Here is a 21506-nt window from a genome sequence, read left to right as displayed (position 1 = left end):
GTGCATTGTGCGACGGCAGGCGCGCCCGCGGGGGCGGCGCGCTGAAAAGCCATGGCCGCGTCGCTGCCACGGCGTCCCCCCCCCGCGGGCTCAGGCGATCTCGTCAGGCGCTGGCGGCACCTGCGGGCCCGCCGCACGGGTCTGCCGCACCAGCAGCCAGGCCATGAGTGCTAGCGCCGCCACCCCCGCCAGCAACACGCCCCACAGCACGGCGGTGCGGGTGACGAGGCCGCCGCCGCCCGCCGCTGCCGGCACGACCGCGCCATCGGCCGGCGGGCCTGCGGGGATGTCGGCGCGGCCCACGTCGGCCAGCGCCAGCGGCAGGGTGTCTTCGTGCCCGGGCTGGTAGCCCGGCACCAGACTGGCCAGCGGCAGAAAGGCGCTGGCCCCCGCGCCCGCGCCGGGCAGCCCGGCCGCCAGCGTGAAGGGCCCGGGCCCGCTGGCCAGAAACACCAGCTGCGCGGGCTCGAACTGCAAAGTGACGCCGGGCGCCACCGCAAAGCCCGGGGCCTTGGCGTCCACCTCGATCTTGAGCTCGCGCACCGACGCGCCCCCCAGTTCCACGGCCGGGCTCACCTGCTCCGTGCCGCCGCTCGCCATCCGGTAGACCACGGCGCTGGCCAGCAGCTGCCAGGGCTGTTCACGGTGCGTGCGGCCCAGCACGCGCACGGGGATCAGCACGTTGCCGCTGCCCGGCGGCGTGATCACGAGCGCGGCGACCGGGGTGGCGAAGGGCAGCGCCAGCACCAGCTCGCGCGGGTTGCCGCCGGGTGCTGGCACGGCCATGCGGGCACTGGTGCGCTCGCGCACGGCGGGGCCGCGGGTGGTAGCCAGGGTGGCGCCGCGCAGGGTCACAGCGGCAGGGCCCCAGGTCACGCGCAGGTAATGGCCCTTCAAGTCGGCCCGGTGCAGGTCGATCTGCTCGTTGCCCAGGCGGCCCGGCACTGCACCCGCGGCGGCGGCAGACGCTGTGGGGCCGGCCGCTTCGGCGCGATAGAGCACCGTCTCGGCCAGCGGCCGCCAATGCTGGAGGTCGGTACTGGCGTGCACCCGCAAGGTGACCGGCTGGCCGGGCGGCAGGTCTGCGTCCAGTGCCATGCGCACCACCGGCTGCTGCACGCCGCGCGCATCCAGCAGCGCGCCCTGGACGGCCTGGGCAGCCGCCGAGCCTGCCGCAGCCGGGGATTCGATCTGCACCACGCGCTGGCCCTGCCGCTCCTCGATGCGCAGCGACAGCCCCTCCAGGGCCGACGGCCCCGCGGTGCCCACCGCGCCCAGGATGGGGTACGCCGGCAAGGCCACCGTGTCGTGCGGCGCGCGCGCCGACGCCACGCTGGCGAGCGCCATGGGAACGGGCTGGCCCGCGCCATTGAACAGGCGCAGGTCGGCAAGGCCCGGGCTTTGCAAGCGCACCAGCACCTCGGCGGGCAGCACAAGCCGCTGCAGCGGCGCATCGGCCGTCGGGGTGACGGGGATGCGGATGGCATAGGCGTCGGGGTGGGCGGCGTCGGCCGCCGCCCGCGCGAGGCCAGTGGCCGAGCACAAAGCGGCCACCAGTGCCGCGCCCACCAGCGCGCGCCATGGGCAGGGTGTGGATTTCATGAGGGCATCTCTTCGTGCGCGGAAACCGGAGGTGGCGCGGGAGTGGCAGGGGCGGGGGTGGCCGGCTTGGGCGGCAGCGGCGCAAAGTAGCCCACCACCAGCATCAGCACGCCCACGGCGATGAAGGCCACGATGCGCTCGGCCCCACCGGCGTTGGACAGGTCGATGAGCAGCAGCTTGACCACCACCAGGCCCAGCAGGCCGGCACCCACCAGCCACAGCGGCCGCTGCGCGCGGCGGTGCGCCAGCACCATCATGCTGAGCGCCAGCACCGTCCAGAGGATGGCGTAGCCGGTCTGCACCACAAAGCTGTTGAACAGCGCCGAGGCGTCCCAGCGCACGGCGAAGAAGTGGTGGGCCACCCGCAGCCACACGGTGTTGATCACCACAAAGGCCAGCAGCGCCAGGGCCGCCAGCGCATGCCGACCCGTGACCCAGCCCGAGCGGACCGGCGGCGGCAGCGCCGACAGCAGCACGCGCCGCCAGAACACCAGGCCGCCCAGCGCCAGCGCCAGGGTGAGGTCCGTGGGGTTGAGCAGCGGGATGTAGGGCAGCGGCGCGGTGTGGCCCGATGAATGCACCGCCGCCAGCAGCGCACCCCAAAACACCAGCAGCGCCAGGGGCAGGGCCGCCCACCAGTAGTAGGCCGGGGCGTGCGGGTTCAGCGGCCAGGGCAGCGCCGTGCGCGCGGCGGCGCGGTTGCCCCGGCCCGCCCACAGCGCCAGCAGCATCAGCACGGCGGTGGCGCTGACCAGCAGCACCACGCCGGCCCACGACGTGCGCCACAGCTCGGCACTCGCAATGCCCGACCAGAGGCAGTCGGCCAGCAGCAGGGTGACCAGCCACGCCGTGGCTGCGTGCAGGCCGCCAAAGCGAGGCGTGGCGCCGCCGGCCTCGGCCTGCAGGCGGTCCATCTGCCGCAGCATCCACACGTGCAGCGCCAGCACCACCGGCCACACCGCCCAGGCGGGGGTGGCCAGCACGCGATAGCCGTCACCGGCCTGCGCCACCCACCCCAGCGCCAGCACCGCGATGGTGGCGCGCGCGGGCCAGGTGGCCACCGCCCAGCGCGTGCGCAGGCCCAGCCGCATCGACAGCGCGGCGCTGAGCACCACGGCCAGCAGGGCCAGCAGCTGGGCCACGCGGTCCGTGAACACCGGCACGGGCCACTGGCTGGCCTCCATGGCGGGCACGCTGCGCGTGGCTTCCAGCACCCAGGCCAGGCACCAGAACGCAAATCCGTACAGGTAGGCCGGGCTGGACAGCTGCGCCTCCACCCGCGCGTAGCCCTGGGCCCAGGCCGAGCCGCTGTGCGGCAGCGGCTGGCGCAGCCACCACGCCAGCCGCAGGGCGGGCAGGGCAATCAGCATCGCCCCCAGGAAGGCCGGGTTGGCCAGCGGCAGCGGCGCCACGCTGGAGAGGCCGCCCAAAAAGGCCAGCATCGCCACGCCCTGCAGCAGCAGGCCGAAGGCGCGCGGCATCCAGCGCGCCTGGCGCATGCCCACCCAGAAGGCGCCCGCGCCTTCCAGCGCCCACACGGCCGAGGTCCAGCGCGCATCCAGCGCCAGCGGCACGGCCAGCGTGGCAAAGCCGACACCGATGGCGATGAAGCATTCGATGAGCAGGCGGTAGCCAGGCTGCGCGCGGCGCGCCAGCACGGTGGCGGCCCCCAGGTACAGCGCCGCAAAGGCCAGCGCCGAGAAAGCCGCGCCCAGCTCGAATGGCTGCACCAGGCCGGCCTGCAGGCCGAAGCCCAGGAGCGGCGTGCCGAACACCAGCATGCTGTCCACGGCGTTGCCCAGCCGGGTGGGCGTGTTGCGGGCGTAGAGGATGGCGGTGACGAGATAGATCAGCACAAAGGCCGCAAGGAAGGGCTGCGTGCTGGCGTAATGCGCGGGCACGTATTTCAGCGCCCCCCAGGCCGTGGCCACGCCGAAGGTGGCGACAAAACCCACCACGTTCAGCACGCGCCAAGAGCGCCGGTGGGCGATGAACAGAATGGCCAGATTGAGCAGCAGGTAGTAGCTGAACAGACCCACGTGGCTGCCCTGGCCCGTGGACAGCAAAAGCGGCGCCGCAAAGCCGCCCGCAAAGGCCGCCACCGCCAGCGAACGCGCGTTCTGCAGCAGCGCCAGCGCGCAGCTGGCCGCGCAGACCACGATCATGAGCGCGAAGGCGGGCAGCGGCGGCAGCAGCGCATAGAGCCGGAAGGCCGCGAACACGGTGAGGTACATCACCGCCACGCCCCCGCCCTGCAGGGCCAGCGCAAAACCGGGCTTTTCGGCGCGCTTGCGAAAGCCCACCCCCAGCAGCGCAATGCCCACCGCCGCCACGGCGGCCAGGCGCAGCTCCACCGGCAGCAGCCCGGCGGACGCGGCATACCGCGCCAGGAAAGAGAGGCCAATGAACAGGATCACCAGGCCCACGCGCACGATGGTGTTGCCGCCCAGGAACCAGTTCCGGGCGGCGAGCACGGCCTGTTCGATGGGGTGGGGGGCTGCGGGCGCGGCAGGCATTGCGGGCGCGGGCGCCTGTGCTGCCACGGGAGCCGACGCTGGGACGCGCGGCAGGCCTTGCGGTGTGAGCGCACCGCCCCAGAAAGCGTCGTCCGAATCGCGCGTGTCGTCGCTGCCCGGCGTGTCGCCGGGCAGGGGCGGGGGCTCGGGCGCTGCGGGCCGGTCTTCGGCCCGGGGTGCCAGCGCGGGCGGTGGGGCGGCCTTGCTGGCCTGGGCCTGCAGCTCCGTCCGGACGGCCGAGCGGACCGCCCAGCGCAGCGACAGCCCGGCAAAGAAGCCCAGGATGCCGCCGGCCACCAACCCCAAGTCGCCGTAGCCGCCGAACCACGACCCCAGCACCGCGCCCCAGAAAATGCCCCAGATGATCATGCCGCCCTCGCCCTCTTTGGGGGCTTCGCTCGGCAGGCCGGGGCCGGCGCGCGAACGAAGCCGTTGTGTTGTGCGTTGTGTGGTGGCTTGCCAGCCCCATCGGCCACCGTGGGTGTCGCCGCTTGCAGACAGCACCCGGCCCGAGACCCGGAACACGGAACTGGCAGGCTTGCGATGCAGCGGGTGCATGCGGCGGCCTGGCGGGTCCACGGTGGTTCCGCAGGCTTATACCGCACACCCTGCGCAGGCGCCGCGCCTTAACGCCTTGTTACGTTGCCGGTGCGCGGCACCATCGCGGGCTGTGCCCCGCAGCGGTGGCCATGTGCTGCCTGAAATTCATGCAAAAACAGGCCCCAGCGCTTTCCCATCAATCGCTGATAGCTATACCTTTTATAGCGTTTATTTCTTGACAGGTGACAGGTGCGCCAGCGGCAGCGCCCCGCCCGCCTTCACCTCGCCCAGCGAAAAGCTGGTGTGCATGTCCTTCACATTGGGCAGGTTCAGCAGCACGTCGCGCGCGAACTGCGAAAAGCTGTCCAGGTCGCGCGCCACCACCTGCAGCTCGAAGGTGCCGGTGCCGCTGATGTAGTGGCAGGAGACGACTTCGGGGATCTGCCGGATCGCCTCCTCCATCTTGCGCGTGAGATTGCCGGTGCTGCGGTCCGCGTCCAGCCGCACAAAGGCCAGCACACCCAGGCCGATCTTGTGGCGGTCAATCTGCGCACGGTAGCCGGTGATGAAGCCCTGCTCCTCCAGCGCGCGCACGCGGCGCCAGCAGGGCGCCGCCGACAGGCCCACGCGCTGGGCCAGCTCGGCGTTCGTCAGGCGGGCGTCAGCCTGCAGCTCGCCCAGGATGGCGATGTCGAATTTGTCGAGAGTGTTCACAAAGTGGGGCAATAAAGAAAGATCCTTTCTCAGAATAGCCTAAACACGGCACAGAACGCAAAGACATATCAGCAGCACAGACATACACTTGTCCGGCACTGGAGCCGCTGCCCTAATCGGGCGGCTGGCGCCCGCCCCACCGGCCCACAAGGCCAGGCCCCACAAAGAAGCCAATGGAGACATAGCCATGAATGCGCCCCTGCCCGAATCCGTCCGCAAGGCCCTGGAAACCGTCACGCTCGACGACAAATATTCTTTAGACAGTGGCAGGGCCTTCATGAGCGGGGTGCAGGCCCTGGTGCGCCTGCCCATGCTGCAGCGCCAGCGCGATGCGGTGGCCGGGCTGAACACCGCAGGCTTCATCAGCGGCTACCGGGGGTCCCCACTGGGCACCTATGACCAGGCACTGTGGGCAGCCAAGAAGCATCTGGCAGCCAACAACATCGTTTTTCAGCCTGGTGTGAACGAAGAGCTGGGCGCCACCGCCGTGTGGGGCACGCAGCAGCTGGACCTGTACCCGCAGAGCAAAAAGTTCGACGGCGTGTTCGGCATCTGGTACGGCAAGGGCCCGGGCGTGGACCGCTGCTCGGACGTGTTCAAGCACGCCAACATGGCCGGCACCGCCAAACACGGCGGCGTGATCGCGATTGCGGGCGACGACCACATCAGCAAGAGCAGCACGGCCGCGCACCAGAGCGACCACATCTTCAAGGCCTGTGGCACGCCGGTGTTCTTCCCAAGCAGCGTGCAGGAGATCCTGGACATGGGCCTGCACGCGTTTGCCATGAGCCGCTTCTCGGGCGTGTGGTCGGGCATGAAGACCATTCAGGAGGTGGTGGAGTCCTCCAGCAGCATCAACATCGACCCCGACCGCGTGAAGATCATCCTGCCCGAAGACTTCGTGATGCCCCCAGGCGGCCTGCACATCCGCTGGCCCGACGCGCCACTGGAGCAGGAAGCGCGCCTCATGGACTACAAGTGGTATGCGGCACTGGCGTACATCCGTGCCAACAAGCTCAACTACAACGTCGTCGAAGGCAAGAACGACCGCTTCGGCATCATCGCCAGCGGCAAGGCCTACAACGACACGCGCCAGGCCCTGGTGGACCTGGGCCTGGATGACGACACCTGCCGCAGCCTGGGCATCCGCGTGCACAAGGTCAACGTGGTGTGGCCGCTCGAAGCCACCATCACCCGCGACTTCGCGCAAGGGCTGCAGGAGATCCTGGTGGTCGAGGAAAAGCGCCAGGTCATCGAGTACCAGCTCAAGGAAGAGCTCTACAACTGGCGCGCCGACGTGCGCCCCAACGTGCTGGGCAAGTTTGAGGAGCAGGAAGGCGACAACACCGGCGGCGAATGGAGCATGCCCAACCCCAGCCAGAACTGGCTGCTGCGCGCCAAGGCCGACCTGACCCCGGCCATCATCGCCAAGGCGATTGCCAAGCGCCTGAAGAAGCTGGGCGTGCCCGAGGGCATCATCGCCCGCATGGACGCGCGCATCGCCGTGATCGAAGCGGCCGAGCGCGGCATGGCCGAGCTGAAGGTGGACACGGGCGACCGCACCCCCTGGTTCTGCAGCGGCTGCCCGCACAACACCAGCACCCGCGTGCCCGAGGGTTCGCGTGCCGTGGCTGGCATTGGCTGCCACTACATGGTCAACTGGATGCCCGACCGCAAGACCAGCACCTTCACGCAGATGGGCGGCGAAGGCGTGACCTGGGTGGGCCAGCAGCCCTTCACCACCGACGCGCACATCTTTGCCAACCTGGGTGACGGCACCTACTTCCACAGTGGCCTGCTGGCCATCCGCCAGAGCATTGCGGCGGGTGTCAACATCACCTACAAGGTGCTCTACAACGACGCCGTGGCCATGACGGGCGGCCAGACGGTGGGCGAGCGGCCCGAGGGCCACTCGGTGCTGCAGATCATGAACAGCCTGAAGTCCGAGGGCGTGGCCAAGCTCATCATAGTGACCGATGAGCCACAAAAGTACGACGGCGTGGCGCTGGCCGAGGGTGTGACGGTGCACCACCGCGACGAACTCGACACGCTGCAGCGCCAGTTCCGCGAGATCAAGGGCTGCACTGTCATCATCTACGACCAGACCTGCGCCACCGAAAAGCGCCGCCGCCGCAAGCGCGGCACGCTGGCCACGCCCGACAAGACCGTGGTCATCAACGAGCTGGTGTGCGAGGGCTGCGGCGACTGCTCCACCAAGTCCAACTGCCTCTCGGTTGAGCCGGTGGAGACGGAGTTCGGCCGCAAGCGCCGCATCAACCAGAGCACCTGCAACAAGGACTATTCCTGCGTCAACGGCTTCTGCCCGAGCTTCGTCACCGTCGAAGGCGGCAAGCTCAAGAAGCCCAAGAAGGAAAAGAAGGGCGACCTGGCCAGCCTGCCGCCCCTGCCCGAACCGCGCCTGCCCGTGGCCGAGAGCGCCTGGGGCATCGTCGTGGGTGGTGTGGGCGGCACGGGCGTGATCACCATCGGCTCGCTGCTGGGCATGGCCGCGCACCTGGACGGCAAGGGCGTGGTCACGCAGGACGCCGGCGGCCTGGCCCAGAAGGGCGGCGCCACCTGGAGCCACATCCAGATCGCCAACCGGCCCGACGCCATCTACACCACCAAGGTCGATACGGCCAAGGCCGATCTGGTGATCGGCTGCGATGCCATCGTGGCCGCGCACAAGTACACGCTGGCCGTGATGCAGCCGGGCCGCACCTTCGTGGCGCTGAACACGCACGGCACGCCCACGGCGGCTTTCGTGACCAACCCCAACTGGCAGTTCCCGGGCGCCAACTGCGATGCAGCCATTGCCTCCGCCGTGGGCGCGGGCAACGTGGGCAGCTTCGATGCCGAGCAGGTCGCCACCCAGCTGCTGGGCGACAGCATCTACACCAACCCGCTGATGCTGGGCTACGCCTGGCAAAAGGGCCGCGTGCCGCTGACGCTGCCTTCGCTGATGCGCGCCATGGAATTGAACGGCGTGCAGGTGGACAACAACAAGGCCGCGTTCGAATGGGGCCGCCGCTGCGCGCACGACCTGGCGTCGGTGCAGGCACTGTTCCAGGCCGCGCAGGTGATCCAGTTCGTCAAGAAGCCCTCGCTGGCTGAACTGGTGGCCAAGCGCGTGGAGTTCCTCACCGGCTACCAGAACGCGGCCTACGCGGCCGACTACCAGGCTTTTGTCGAGAAGGTAAAGGCTGCCGAGGCGAAGTTGGGCACCAGCACCAAGTTGTCCGAAGCCGTGGCCCGCTATCTGTTCAAGCTGATGGCCTACAAGGACGAGTACGAGGTGGCGCGCCTGCACACCGACCAGGCTTTCACGGACAAGATCGCCGGCATGTTCGAGGGCGACTACAAGGTGATGCACCACCTGGCGCCCCCGATGATCGCCAAGACCAACGACAAGGGCGAGCTGGTCAAGCGGCCGTTCGGCCCCTGGATGCGCAGCGCGTTCGGTGTGCTCGCCAAGCTCAAGGGCCTGCGTGGCACGGCACTGGACGTGTTCGGCAAGACCGAGGAGCGCCGCATGGAGCGCGCGCTGATCGTGGAATACCGCGCCTGCATCGACGAGCTGCTGGCCGGCCTGAAGGCCGACAACCTGGACCTGGCCGCAGAGATTGCCCGCATCCCCGAAGAAATCCGCGGCTACGGCCACGTGAAGGAGCGGCACCTGAAGGCGGCGCGCCCCAAGTGGGACGGCTTGATGGCCCAGTGGCGCAGCGGGGCCCCGGCGGCGCAGCGTCAGGCGGCCTGATGCCTGCCGGCGTGCGCGCGGATTGCGTGCACGCCGGAATGCGGCCATCTACTTCCAAACTGATAGCTGCAAACGCTTGATGGATAAGCGGTTGCGGCCATTTTGAATCCAATTTTTCTCGATGCCGTAACGATGGGGCGTGCGGGAAAACACCCCGCCAACCCGGCGGGGCATCGCGCACATGGCCCACGACGGGGGGCCGCATACAATGCCCTGTTCTGCTCTGGCGGCCGCGCAAGCGCGCGCCGGCGGCGATATTGTGAAAAATTGAACATCCATTTCTGGAGTCCTGTCCGTGTTTATTTCTTCTGCCTTTGCCCAGACCGCACCCGCCGCAGCCGCTGGCGGCGGCGACATGATGTCCTCGCTCACGGGCATGCTGCCCCTGGTGCTGATGTTCGTGGTGCTGTACTTCGTGATGATCCGCCCGCAGATGAAGCGCCAGAAGGAACACCGCGCCATGATCGATGCCCTGGCCAAGGGCGACGAAGTGGCCACGGCCGGCGGCATCATGGGCAAGGTCACGCGCCTGTCCGAAGGCTCGCTGCACATCGAGATCTCCGAAGGCGTCGAAGTGCAGATGCAGCGCAGCGCCGTGGTTCAGGTGCTGCCCAAGGGCTCTGTCAAATAATCGTTTGCCCGCAAGGCTTGTGGGTTGACACTGAGAAAGGGCGGCAGGCTTGCGAGCACGCCGCCCTTTGAAGCTTTCCGAGAGGTAAGAGCGCGATCATGAACCGATATCCGGTCTGGAAGTACGCGATCCTGGTGATCGTGCTGCTGGTGGGGCTGCTGTACACGCTGCCCAATTTCTTCGGCGAGGCGCCTGCCGTGCAGGTTTCGTCGGCCAAGGCCACCGTCAAGGTGGATGCGTCCGTGCAGCAGAGGGTCGAAGACATCCTCAAGGCCGCCGGGGTGACACCCGACTTCGTGGCGCTGGAAGGCACGTCGGTGCGCGCGCGCTTCGATACGCCGGACAACCAGCTCAAGGCCAAGGACGCCATCCAGAAGGCCCTGGTGCCCGACGAGAGCGACCCGTCGTACGTGGTGGCGCTGAACCTGGTCTCGCGCTCGCCGCTGTGGCTCAAGGCGTTGCACGCCAACCCGATGTACCTGGGGCTGGACCTGCGGGGCGGGGTGCACTTCATGCTGCAGGTGGACATGCAGGCCGCACTCACGAAGAAGACCGAGTCGTATGCGGGCGACCTGCGCACCGCGCTGCGCGACAAGAACATCCGGCACGGCGGCATCAGCCGCGACGGCCAGGCCGTGGACATCAAGGTGCGCGACGAAGCCATGGTCACCGCCGCGCGCAACCTCATCACGGACCAATTCCCCGATCTGCAGACCACGAGCAGCCCCGAAGGCAGCGAGTTCAAGCTGCGCGCCACCATCAAGCCCGAGGCCACGCGCCGCGTGCAGGAGCAGGCCCTCAAGCAGAACATCGTCACGCTGCACAACCGCATCAACGAGCTGGGCGTGGCCGAGCCCGTGATCCAGCAGCAGGGCCTGGACCGCATCGTGGTGCAGCTGCCCGGCGTGCAGGACACCGCGCAGGCCAAGCGCATCCTGGGCCGCACCGCCACCCTGGAAGTGCGCCTGGTGGACGAGGGCACCGAGGCCCGCGCGGCTGAAACCGGCCGTGGCCCCGTGCCGTTTGGCTCGGAGCGCTATCTGGAGCGCAGCGGCCAGCCGGTGATCGTCAAGAAGCAGGTGATCCTGACCGGCGAGAACCTGACCGATGCCCAGCCCGGCTTTGACAGCCAGACGCAGGAACCCACCGTGAACCTCACGCTGGACGCCAAGGGCTCGCGCATCTTCCGCGACATCACACGTGAGAACGTGGGCAAGCGCATGGCCATCATCCTGTTCGAAAAGGGCAAGGGCGAAGTGGTGACGGCCCCCGTGATCCGCACCGAGATCGGCGGCGGTCGCGTGCAGATCTCGGGCCGCATGACCACGGCCGAGGCCAACGACACGGCGCTGCTGCTGCGCGCGGGCTCGCTGGCCGCGCCCATGGAGATCATCGAAGAATTCACCATCGGCCCCAGCCTGGGCGCCGACAACATCGAGCGCGGCATCGACAGCGTGGTCTGGGGCATGGTGGCCATCGCGGTCTTCATGTGCATCTACTACACGCTGTTCGGCGTGTTCTCCACCGTGGCGCTGGCCGTCAACGTGCTGCTGCTGATCGCCATCCTGTCGATGCTGCAGGCCACTCTCACGCTGCCAGGCATCGCCGCCATGGCGCTGGCCCTGGGCGTGGCGATCGATTCGAACGTGCTGATCAACGAGCGCATCCGCGAGGAACTGCGCGCAGGCGTGGCACCCCAGGCGGCCATCCACGCCGGTTACGAACGCGCCTGGGCCACCATCCTCGACTCCAACGTCACCACCCTGATCGCGGGCCTGGCGCTGCTGGCCTTCGGCTCGGGCCCGGTGCGCGGCTTTGCCGTGGTGCACTGCATCGGCATCCTGACCAGCATGTTCTCGGCCGTGTTCTTCTCGCGCGGCCTTGTGAACCTGTGGTACGGCCGCCAGAAGAAGCTCAAGAGCGTGTCCATCGGCCAAGTCTGGAAGCCCGACGCCGCTGTGGCGGGTTCCGCGGTCGCCAAGAACCAATAAGAGGAAAAGGACATGGAGTTCTTTCGGATCAAAAAAGACATCCCGTTCATGAAGTACGCGTTGGTGCTCAACGCGATTTCCTTCGTCACTTTCGCCCTGGCGGTCTTCTTCCTGGTCACGCGCGGACTGCACCTGTCGGTGGAGTTCACGGGCGGCACGGTGATGGAAGTGGCCTACACGCAGAGCGCAGACATCGCCAAGGTCCGCGACACCGTGTCCGGCCTGGGCTATTCGGACGTGACGGTGCAGAACTTCGGCACCTCGCGCGACGTGATGATCCGCCTGCCCGTGCAGAAGGGCGTCACGTCGGCCCAGCAGAGCGAGCGTGTACTGGAGGCCTTGAAGGCCGCCGACCCCGAGGTGACCCTGCGGCGCACGGAATTCGTCGGGCCGCAGGTGGGCGAGGAACTGGTGCAGGGTGGGCTGATGGCCCTGGGCATGGTGATCCTCGGCATCGTGATCTACCTAGCAGTGCGCTTCGAATGGAAGTTCGGCGTGGCCGCGGTGATCGCCAACCTGCACGACGTGGTGATCATCCTGGGCTTCTTCGCGTTCTTCCAGTGGGAATTCTCGCTGGCCGTGCTGGCCGGGGTGCTGGCCGTGCTGGGGTATTCGGTGAACGAGTCGGTGGTGATCTTCGACCGGATCCGCGAGGCCTTCCGCAAGTACCGCAAGATGAACACGTCGGAGGTGATCGACCACGCGATCACCAGCACGATGAGCCGCACCATCATCACCCACGCGTCCACCGAGGCCATGGTGCTGTCGATGCTCTTTTTCGGCGGCCCCAGCCTGCACTACTTTGCGCTGGCGCTGACGATTGGCATCCTGTTCGGCATCTATTCGTCGGTGTTCGTGGCGGCCGCCATTGCCATGTGGCTGGGCGTGAAGCGCGAAGACCTCATCAAGCCCGCGAAAAAGGATGAGGATCCCAACGATCCGCAGGCTGGAGCCATCGTCTGACCCGCTAATATCTGTCCATGCAGTCCACGCCCTCCCCCGTTCCGCAGCGCCGGTTGGCCCGGCAGGCTCGACAGCGGTTCGTGGAGGGCCTTTGCGCAGGCCTGCCCCAGCTGGACAAGACCGTCCTGGATTTCGTCACCACGCTGATGAGCCAGACCGGCACGGCGCGCGAGATGCAGGCGCACCGCGACACCTGGACGGACTACCAGCAGCACCGCGCGGCATGGGTCGATCGCACGGCCAAGGCGCTGCGCGAAGCGCTGTCTCCCCATGTGAGCACGTCCCGTGGCGGCCAGGCAGCCGCTGGCCCGGGGCTCGCCCAGTTCGAGCTGCTCAGCGACGATGTGGTGGAAAACAAGATCATTGCCTCGCGCATGGCACTCACCGTCAGCGAGCAGGTCAGCCACCAGTTCGACACCCTGCGCCAGCGCACCCAGAGCCTGGAAGGCCAGGACCTGGACACCACCGACATCCTGCGGCCTGACACCGTGTGCCTGCTGCTGGTGGAGCAGTGGATCGAGTCGGGGCTGCCGCGCAACGACCTGCTCACGGTGGTGGACCCGCTGCAGCGCGAGCTGGCGAGCCTGCTGCAAAAGCAGTACCAGGCGGTGAACGTGTTCTATGTGGAGCAGGGCGTCACCCCGCAGAACGACCTGAAATCGCGCGTGCGGCGCACCGCCAGCGGCGGGGCGCCCGGCGCAGGCGACGCGGTCGGGCTGGCCTCTCAGGCACTGGCGCAAAGCCGCGAAGCCATGGGCGGCATGCGCCACCCGCAGCCGCACCACGGCGGCCCGGGTGCCTACCCGCCGGGCCACGGCATGCAGCCCCACCCGGGCGGCTATCCCCAGCGCGGCGGCATGCCGACCGGGTTTGCCACCGGCATGACGCCGCTGTCCCGCGCCCGCCAGCGTGCGCAGGGGGTCATGGGCCAGCTGCGCCGCCTGCTCACCCAGCCCGCCACCGGCTTCGACATGGTCAACGCGCCCCCCGCTTCGGCGGCGCTGGCCCATGCGCTCACCGCCCACCGGCTGCAGGCCGACACCTACTACAGCGGCGTGGGCTCGCTGGTCGAGGACTACAGCCCCGCTGCCGTGGTGCAGCTGGTGGGCACGGTGCGCGAGCGCTCGTCCGAGCTGAAGAAGAAGGCCAGCACGGCGGGCGAAAAGGCCATCATCGAGGTGGTGGCGCTCATGTTCCAGAGCATCCTGGCCGAAGACCGCATCCCCCCCGCCGTGCGCGTATGGTTCGCGCGCCTGCAGGTGCCCGTGTTGCGCGTGGCGCTGGCCGAGCCGGAGTTCTTCAGCAACCTGGACCACCCCGCGCGCAAGCTGATCGACCGCATGGGTGCCTGCGTGATGGGTTTTGATGCCACCTCCATCAACGGCAGCGCGCTGGAGGCCGAGATCCGCCGCGTGGTTCAGGTGATCGAGCAATACCCGGAAACGGGGCGCAGGGTGTTCCAGCTCGTGTACGACGAGTTCGAGAAATTCCTCGCCAAGTTCCTCACCGAGAAGCAGGCCACGTCCCGCCTCGTCAGTGTGGCCCAGCAGGTCGAGCAGCGCGAGACGCTCGCGATCCAGTACACGATCGAGCTGCGCACCATGCTGCGCGACATGCCGGTGCGCGACGAGATCCGCGAGTTCCTGTTCAAGACCTGGGCCGAGGTTCTGGCGTTGTCGGCCGTGCGCGACGGCCCGCAGCACGCCGACACGATTGCGCTCAAGCGCACGGCGGCCGACCTGGTCTGGGCCGCAGGCGCCAAGCCCCACCGCAGCGACCGCACGCTCGTCATCCAGAACCTGCCTGGCCTGCTGCAGCGCCTTCGCCAGGGCCTGGTGCTGATGAACGTGACGGGCGAAGCGCAGGACGCGCAGATCAAGGCGCTGACCGATACCCTGGCGGACGCGTTCCTGTCCAAGACCGCCTCCATCCCGCAGGCGCATATCGACGCCATGGCCAAGCGGCTGGCGAACCTCGAAGATTTCATCAACGACGCCACGCTGGGCGACATGCCGCTCAACGCCGACAACATCGAAATGATGCTCGGCATCGATGCGTCGTCGATCCATGTGGTGGCCGACAACGGCGCGCCGGTGGAAGAAGCCATGGTGGCGTGGGCGCAGCAACTGCAGCCGGGCACCTGGTACACGCTGGACCACAACGGGGCCTCGGCCCAGGTGCAGTATGCGTGGCAGAGCCAGCGCAAGCAGCTGCACCTGTTTGCCGCGGCGGACGGCAGCAGCTACCTGATCCAGCTGCGCCGCCTGGCGGCCTATCTGCAGGCCGGCCTGCTGCAGCCGAAGGACGAGGAAGGGCTGACCGTGCGCGCAACACGCGATGCGCTGGCCAAGCTGGACGCCAACCCGGAACGGCTGCTGGACTGACTCACCGGGTCCCTGCGCGCGCCCTCAGGTGCCGTGCGACACCCCAAAAGCGCGCGCTACGCCACGCCCAGGCGCTGGAACAGCCCCCCGGGCAGCCGCGCGACACGGCCTTCCAGCTCCAGCTCCAGCAGCGCCACCTGCAGTGCGGCGGCATCCATGCCGGTGCGAGCCACCAGCGCGTCGATGCCCACGGGGTCAAAGCCCAGCGCCTTGAGCAGGGCGTTTTCAGGGGCGGGGGCCGAAGGGGCGGCTTCGCCACCACCCGCCCCTTCGGCCGACACCGGCGGGGCAGCGGACAGGCGCAGCTCCTCCAGCACGTCCTGCGCAGACTCCACCAGCTTGGCGCCCTGGCGAATCAGCGCGTGGCAGCCGCGCGACTGCGGCGCATGGATGGAACCGGGGATGGCAAACACCTCCCGGCCCTGCTCTACCGCCGTGCGTGCGGTGATCAGGGACCCGGATGCGAGCGCCGCCTCGACCACCAGCGTGCCCTGGGACAGGCCCGAAATGATGCGGTTGCGCTTGGGAAAGTTGGCGGGAAGCGGCGGCGTGCCCAGCGGGTACTCACTCACGAGCAGGCCGTGCACGGCAATCCGCCGCGCCAGATCGAGATTCCTGCTCGGGTAGACGCGGTCGAGGCCCGTGCCCACCACCGCGATCGTGGCCGGCACGGCAACGCCGGTATCGCGCGATGGAACGGTGGCGGATGCGTCCAGCGCGCCTTCATGCGCTGCCGCGTCCACACCCAGCGCCAGGCCCGACACGATGGTGAGCCCGCAAGCGTGCAGGGCCCGTGCGAACAGGCGCGCGTTGTCAGCACCCTGTGCTGTGGGGTTGCGACTGCCCACGATGGCCAGGCAGTGGTGGCGCGGAAACGGTTGGCCTTGCAGCCGAAGCAGCGACAGCGGTCCCATCACGTACAGCAGCAGGGGCGGGTCTTCGGTGTCGAGCAGCGCCGCCGGGTAGCGCGGGTCGCCCAGCGTGATGACGGCCCTCGCGGGCTCGGAAGTGCGGGCGGGCGGTGGCATGCCGCTGTTGTCCGCGCCCGGCGCACCCGGCGCACCGCCCAGCCATTGCAGCGTGGTGTCCAGCAAGCCTGCCCAGGCGGGCGGCACCTCGCAGAGCGCGCGCGCCTGCGGGGCGGTCACGCATTCGCGCAAGGCGGCTTCAGGCTGCGCAAAGATGGCGGAGGGCAGCCCGAAGCGCGACAGCAGGCGGCGCGCAGCGCCATTGCCCACCCCGGGCGAGAGGGTCAGCCGCAGCCACCCGCCTAGCTCTTCACGGTCCATGGATGACGGATGTGCCGCCGGCCGCAGCGCATGCACGCAGGATGGAGACGGCCACCCTGCATTGCGCCAGCCCGCGGGGGTCGGCCCGGTTCAATCGGGATTGACGAGGCGGTCGCCCACGCGCACGCCCGTACGAACGTCCAGGATCAGCACATAGGACACGCGGTCAAACGTGCGGAAGACCATGGCCATGCCGTTGGATTCGCTGGGCAGCTTGATCATCTCCTTGGATTCGCTGGTCGCGTCCTTGATGCGCTCGCCCTTGGTGAGCAGGTTCAGCACGATGCCCGCCTCCATCCCGTCGCGCGCGCCCTTGTTGATGGCAACCACCTGGTTCTGCGCCGCATACGAAACGGACGAGCCGCCGTAGATCGACACCACGCGGGCATCCACCGGGCCCCGCGGGGCGCGGGGCGTGTAGCTCATGAAGCCGCGCGGTGGTTCCACCAGCATGCGGTCGCCCGCGCGGATTTCTTCCTTCGTGCCGGTGATGTCCACCGTGGCGGGCACCTTGTCCCTGGTGAAGCCACCCTTGCCATCCGGCACGTCTTCGGTGGTCTCGCCGCGCACCAGCTCGGCCTTGCCCAGGTACTGGGCTTCGTAGCCCAGGATCTCGCCGCTGGCGGGGTCCTTCAGCGGGGTGGCGTTGCGGTAGACGCGGTAGAAACGCTGCTCGCCCGGCGCCACGCGCAGCGGCGCGGCATCGATGCCGCGCGCATAGGCCCGGTCGCCGTGGGCCATGAGTACGCGGTCTTCCACGGTGGCCACGATGCGGGGCGCACGCTCGAGCACCTCGGCATCCACCACCATAGGCTCGACCAGGAAGGGCTCGATCAGGTGCGGCTTGAGCGTGGGCAGCGCAGTGCCCAGCAGGGTGTCGCTGCGGGTGCGGGGGGACACGCGCACGGTATCGGTCTGGCCGGGGGGGCTGGTGCGCAGGCGGGCGTAGCTGCCGTCCTTTTCGAGGTACAGCGTCTGGCCGGGGAAGATCAGGTGGGGGTTGGGGATGGCGTTGAGGTTCATGCCCCACAGCTCGGGCCAGCGGTAGGGGCGCTTGAGGTACATGCCCGAAATGCCCCAGAGCGTGTCGCCGCGCTTGACGGTGTAGCGGTCGGGGGCGTTGGGGGCCAGCTCGGACAGAGGGATGCCGCGCTCGGCCACTTGCTGAGCCGTGGCGCGCTGGTCGCTGGTGATCGGGTAGTTCTGTGCCTGCGCCGATGCTGCGGCCAGCAGCGCGCCGGCAACGATGGTGAGCGCGCCCAGGGCGGTCCGCCGCGCGCTGGTGGATGCCGTCATGTTGTTCCTTTTCTCATGCATTGTGAAACGCCCCCTCGCTGGCGCCACGGCGCGCGCAAGGGGCACCCGCCTGGGCAACTACGTTACAAATCAACTGAGATTCTCTGCTCAAGCCCTTGATTCGGCAACGATTATTGACTTTGTGCGGTGCAGCCGGTCGTAAAAGTGGCGAAAATAGCGACAGCTCCCACGTGCACCCATGGCAATCCTCCCCATTCTCTGTTTTCCCGATCCCCGGCTTCACAAGGTTGCCCGCCCCATCGAGGTGGTGGACGACCGCATCCGGGCGCTCGTCTCCGACATGCTCGCCACCATGTACGACGCCCATGGCATCGGCCTGGCCGCCACCCAGGTGGATGTGCACGAACGGCTGGTGGTGATCGATGTCTCCGAAGAGCGCAACCAGCCCCTGGTGCTGATCAACCCCGAGATCGTCTGGGCCAGCCCCGAGAAGCACGTGAATGAAGAAGGCTGCCTCTCCGTGCCCGGCATCTACGACGGCGTGGAGCGCTTTGACGCCGTGCACGTGCGCGCGCTGGACGCGTCGGGCGAGTCCCGCGTCATCGAGGCCGACGGCCTGCTGGCCGTATGCATCCAGCACGAGATGGACCACCTCATGGGCAAGGTGTTCGTCGAATATCTTTCGCCCCTCAAGCGCAACCGCATCAAGACCAAGATGGTGAAGCAGCAGCGGGAGGCGCGCGCGTGATGCCTGCGGCACTCTGCCCCCGCTGGGGCGGCAGGGTGCTGGCGCACGCGGTGGGGTCTGTGGCGGCGCTGGCTCTGGTGCTGCTGCTCGCCGGCTGCGCCCTGCCAAGCCGGGTGCCGCCCGGCACGGCGCAGGCCGAAGTGCTCGCCCGGCTCGGGCCGCCCACGGCCGTGCATGCGCTGCCGTCGGGCCAGCGCCTGCTGTACTCCGAGCTTCCTGCCGGTTTTGCCGCCTACAACCTGGACTTCGACACTGCCGGGCGCCTGGTGCGCAACGAGCAGGTGCTGACCCAGCAGCGGTTCGAGAACCTCCCCACCGGCACGTGGACACGGGCGGACGTGGAGCGCACCTTCGGCCCGCCCCTGCGGATCGAGCGCGTCGCCCGCTTCGATGGCGACATCTGGACCTACCGCTTCCGGGAGAACTCGGACCCACGCCTGGCGCATGTGCACCTGGATCGCGCAGGCGTGGTGCGCATGGTGATGTTCACCGACGAGCTGCCCTTCTTCGACAACGCGCGTGATTGAAATGAAGCACCCCCTGAGTCGCCTGCGGCGCCTTCCCCCGCTCCTTCGGGAGGGGGACGCACCCAGTGGCCTGGCGAAGCCAGCGCCACGGGTGCACTCGCTGGCCCCGCGCCCCGTTCGCGCGGTGTGGGCCCCGCGCGGTGCCGTGGGTCACGCAAAAGAATCCTCGCAGCCAAATCCATGAACGTCATCTTTGCCGGCACGCCCGAATTTGCCCGCGTGGCCCTGGAGCGCCTGCTGAACGCGGGCTTCACCGTGCCCCTGGTCCTGACCCAGCCCGACCGCCCGGCGGGCCGGGGCATGAAACTGCAGGCTTCGCCCGTCAAGCAATGCGCGCTGGAGCACGGCATTCCTGTGGCCCAGCCCCGCAGCCTGCGCCTGGACGGCAAATACCCCGAAGACGCCGCAGCCGCGCGCGAGGCGCTGCTGGCCGCCGGGGCCGATGTGATGGTGGTGGCCGCCTACGGCCTGATCCTGCCGCAGTGGGTGCTGGACACGATGAGCGCCGCACGGCCGCCCGAAGGCGCGAAGGCCCCCCTGGGGGGCAGCGAACCGCGCGCAACGGGGAGCATGAGGACGCGTGGCCTGGGCTGCCTCAACATCCACGCCAGCCTGCTACCGCGCTGGCGGGGCGCTGCGCCCATTCACCGCGCCATCGAGGCGGGCGACACCGAGACCGGCATCACCATCATGCAGATGGACGCAGGGCTGGACACCGGCGACATGCTGCTGACCGAGCGCACCGCCATCCTTGCTGCCGACACCACGGCCACGCTGCACGACCGCCTGGCCGACCTGGGCGGGCGGTTGATCGTGGAGGCGCTGGAGATGGCCGCGTGCGGCGGGCTCACGGCCACCCCCCAGCCCGCAGAGGGCGTGACCTACGCCCACAAGATCGAAAAGGCGGAAAGCGCCATCGACTGGTCGCTGCCCGCTGCCACGATCGCGCAGCGCGTGCGCGCGTTCGACCCGTTTCCCGGCGCCAGCACCGAAGCCGGCGGCGAAGTCATCAAGATCTGGTCTTGCAAAATTGATAGCACTCAGCGCTTTACTGATAAGCGCTGCGGGCAAATTTTGCTTACAAATGATGCCGGCATCACCGTGGCGTGCGGCGACGGGGCGCTGGTGCTCACGCAGCTGCAGCGCGCGGGCGGCAAGCGCCTGGCGGCGGCAGACTTCCTGCGCGGCTTTGCGCTGGCGCCCGGTGCCGTGCTGGGCCCGGACGCTGCAGGCACCGCAGGCACCGCCCCCCCGTCTTCGGCTCCATGAGCCGCCTCGCCGCCATCCGGCGCACGGTGCGCCATCCCTCGTTCCGCCTGGCCGGCATCGACATGGCCGGCACATCGCTGGGCATTGCGGCCTGGGGCCTGGTCACGGGCGTGGCCATGGTCAAGAGCGGCATGCCGGTGGGCATGGCCGTGTTCATGTCGCTGGTCGTGTATGCGGGCAGTGCGCAGCTGGCGGTCATTCCGCTGCTGTCGGTGGCCGCGCCGCTGTGGGTAATCTGGCTCACCGCCGCCTGCGTGAACCTGCGCTTCGTGATCTTCAGCAGCATGTGGCGCAGCTACTTTGCGCACCTGCCGCTTCGCCAGCGCCTGGCCGTGGGCTATTTCAGCGGCGACGTGATCTATGTGGCCTTCATGAAGCGCTTCCCCGAACCCCGGCCACAGCCCGAGCAGCTGCCGTACTTCTGGGGCGCGGCCAGCACCAACTGGCTGGCGTGGCAGGTGCCGTCGCTCGCAGGCATCTTCCTGGCCAACGCCGTGCCGCTGTCGTGGGGTCTGGGCTTTGCTGGGGTGCTTGCGCTGCTGGGCGTGCTGCTGTCGCTGCTGTTCGACCGCGCCACCTGGCTGGCCACGGGCGTGGCGGCCACGGCCGCCATTGCGGCGTTTGCGCTGCCGCTCAAGCTCAACATCCTGGTGGCCCTGGCCGCTGCCGTGGCCGCCGGGCTGCTGATGGAAGCGGTGGACCGCCGCCGCCGCAAGCCCGAGCTGCTGCTGGTGCCCGCCGACAGCGTGATGCCGCCCGAAGAGCGCGAACATGTGGCGGCGGGCGAGGTCGTGCCGCTGCGCGAGGAGCGCCACCCATGAACTGGTCCTGGATCGGCCCTTTCATCGCCATCGTGGGCCTGGCGGTCATCACGGTGATCTCGCGCTCCTTCTTCATGATTCCGGAGCGCGAGCTGCCCTTGCCCGACTGGCTCAAGCGCGGCCTCAAATACGCCCCGCTGGCGGCGCTCACGGCCGTCATCGCGCCCGAGATCCTGATGACGCAGGGCGAGTTCATCGACACCTTCATGGACGCCCGGCTGCCCGCCGTGCTGTGCGCCACCGCCTACTATTTCTGGCGCCGGGGCATTCTGGGCACCATCGTGGTGGGCATGGCGGTGTACCTGCCGCTGCACATTGGCTGGGGCTGGTGACGCGGCAACCCCCCGGGGTGCTGCGCGGCGTCCGCGGGCCGGGCTCGCACCGGCTCCACTAGGAGTCTGCGCGGCAGAAGGCATCGAAGCGAAACGCGCGAAAACCGAGGATCGCGGGGTGCTACCGACAAGCCTAGGGTGGCCCCCCCCGGGGCGCAGGCG

At 68.8% G+C, this 21506-nt stretch carries 15 protein-coding genes; 10 read left to right on the top strand and 5 right to left on the bottom strand.

Annotated elements, in window-relative coordinates:
• Nucleotides 1-90: 90 nt before the first annotated feature.
• From ACOQFS_RS14495 to ACOQFS_RS14485, 3 genes are all read right to left on the bottom strand, one after another.
• On the bottom strand, nt 91-1602 hold the full coding sequence (locus ACOQFS_RS14495; RefSeq protein WP_421563530.1) for a DUF3999 family protein: 1512 nt from the start codon (nt 1600-1602) through the stop codon (nt 91-93).
• On the bottom strand, nt 1599-4676 hold the full coding sequence (locus ACOQFS_RS14490; RefSeq protein WP_421563529.1) for a DUF2339 domain-containing protein: 3078 nt from the start codon (nt 4674-4676) through the stop codon (nt 1599-1601). The genes ACOQFS_RS14495 and ACOQFS_RS14490 overlap by 4 nt, the downstream gene beginning before the upstream one ends.
• Nucleotides 4677-4886: 210 nt before the next feature.
• On the bottom strand, nt 4887-5372 hold the full coding sequence (locus ACOQFS_RS14485; RefSeq protein ID WP_421563528.1) for an Lrp/AsnC family transcriptional regulator: 486 nt from the start codon (nt 5370-5372) through the stop codon (nt 4887-4889).
• A 187-nt stretch (nt 5373-5559) separates the two neighbouring features.
• Here ACOQFS_RS14485 and ACOQFS_RS14480 point away from each other — a divergent pair, with 187 nt between their 5' ends.
• The 5 genes from ACOQFS_RS14480 (at nt 5560) to ACOQFS_RS14460 (ending at nt 15101) form a co-directional block, all read left to right on the top strand.
• Nucleotides 5560-9132, top strand: coding sequence for an indolepyruvate ferredoxin oxidoreductase family protein (locus tag ACOQFS_RS14480; protein WP_421563527.1), 3573 nt, complete (start codon nt 5560-5562; stop codon nt 9130-9132).
• Nucleotides 9133-9427: 295 nt separating this feature from the next.
• Complete coding sequence (yajC, locus tag ACOQFS_RS14475) at nt 9428-9763, top strand: preprotein translocase subunit YajC (RefSeq protein ID WP_421563526.1); 336 nt, start codon at nt 9428-9430, stop codon at nt 9761-9763.
• 98 nt (nt 9764-9861) lie between these two features.
• A complete protein-coding gene (secD, locus tag ACOQFS_RS14470) occupies nt 9862-11754 on the top strand; it encodes a protein translocase subunit SecD (protein ID WP_421563525.1) in 1893 nt (630 codons plus the stop codon).
• Nucleotides 11755-11766: 12 nt separating this feature from the next.
• On the top strand, nt 11767-12717 hold the full coding sequence (secF, locus tag ACOQFS_RS14465; protein ID WP_421563524.1) for a protein translocase subunit SecF: 951 nt from the start codon (nt 11767-11769) through the stop codon (nt 12715-12717).
• A gap of 17 nt (nt 12718-12734) precedes the next feature.
• Complete coding sequence (locus ACOQFS_RS14460; RefSeq protein ID WP_421563523.1) at nt 12735-15101, top strand: DUF1631 domain-containing protein; 2367 nt, start codon at nt 12735-12737, stop codon at nt 15099-15101.
• Nucleotides 15102-15157: 56 nt separating this feature from the next.
• Here ACOQFS_RS14460 and dprA read toward each other — a convergent pair whose 3' ends face one another.
• Nucleotides 15158-16390 carry a DNA-processing protein DprA gene (dprA, locus tag ACOQFS_RS14455; protein ID WP_421563522.1) on the bottom strand — a complete coding sequence of 411 codons (1233 nt, stop codon included), beginning with the start codon at nt 16388-16390 and terminating at the stop codon, nt 15158-15160.
• A gap of 90 nt (nt 16391-16480) precedes the next feature.
• Complete coding sequence (locus tag ACOQFS_RS14450) at nt 16481-17686, bottom strand: LysM peptidoglycan-binding domain-containing protein (protein WP_421563521.1); 1206 nt, start codon at nt 17684-17686, stop codon at nt 16481-16483.
• Nucleotides 17687-17885: 199 nt separating this feature from the next.
• Here ACOQFS_RS14450 and def point away from each other — a divergent pair, with 199 nt between their 5' ends.
• The 5 genes from def (at nt 17886) to ACOQFS_RS14425 (ending at nt 21344) form a co-directional block, all read left to right on the top strand.
• Nucleotides 17886-18395, top strand: a complete 510-nt coding sequence (gene def / locus ACOQFS_RS14445; protein WP_421563520.1) for a peptide deformylase — start codon at nt 17886-17888, stop codon at nt 18393-18395.
• Nucleotides 18395-18922, top strand: a complete 528-nt coding sequence (locus ACOQFS_RS14440; RefSeq protein ID WP_421563519.1) for a hypothetical protein — start codon at nt 18395-18397, stop codon at nt 18920-18922. The genes def and ACOQFS_RS14440 overlap by 1 nt, the downstream gene beginning before the upstream one ends.
• A 180-nt stretch (nt 18923-19102) precedes the next feature.
• The gene (gene fmt / locus ACOQFS_RS14435; protein WP_421563518.1) at nt 19103-20191 is read left to right on the top strand and encodes a methionyl-tRNA formyltransferase; all 1089 of its coding nucleotides are present in this window, start codon (nt 19103-19105) and stop codon (nt 20189-20191) included.
• Nucleotides 20188-21012, top strand: coding sequence for an AzlC family ABC transporter permease (locus ACOQFS_RS14430; RefSeq protein ID WP_421563517.1), 825 nt, complete (start codon nt 20188-20190; stop codon nt 21010-21012). Before fmt ends, ACOQFS_RS14430 begins: the two co-directional genes overlap by 4 nt.
• The gene (locus tag ACOQFS_RS14425; protein ID WP_421563516.1) at nt 21009-21344 is read left to right on the top strand and encodes an AzlD domain-containing protein; all 336 of its coding nucleotides are present in this window, start codon (nt 21009-21011) and stop codon (nt 21342-21344) included. Before ACOQFS_RS14430 ends, ACOQFS_RS14425 begins: the two co-directional genes overlap by 4 nt.
• Nucleotides 21345-21506: the final 162 nt, after the last annotated feature.

Origin of the sequence: Paracidovorax sp. MALMAid1276 (genome assembly GCF_049198005.1) — a bacterium.
Classification (GTDB): domain Bacteria; phylum Pseudomonadota; class Gammaproteobacteria; order Burkholderiales; family Burkholderiaceae_C; genus Acidovorax.
The sequence above is the reverse complement of the archived record's forward strand: the minus strand, read 5'-3'. Positions and strand labels throughout refer to the sequence as shown.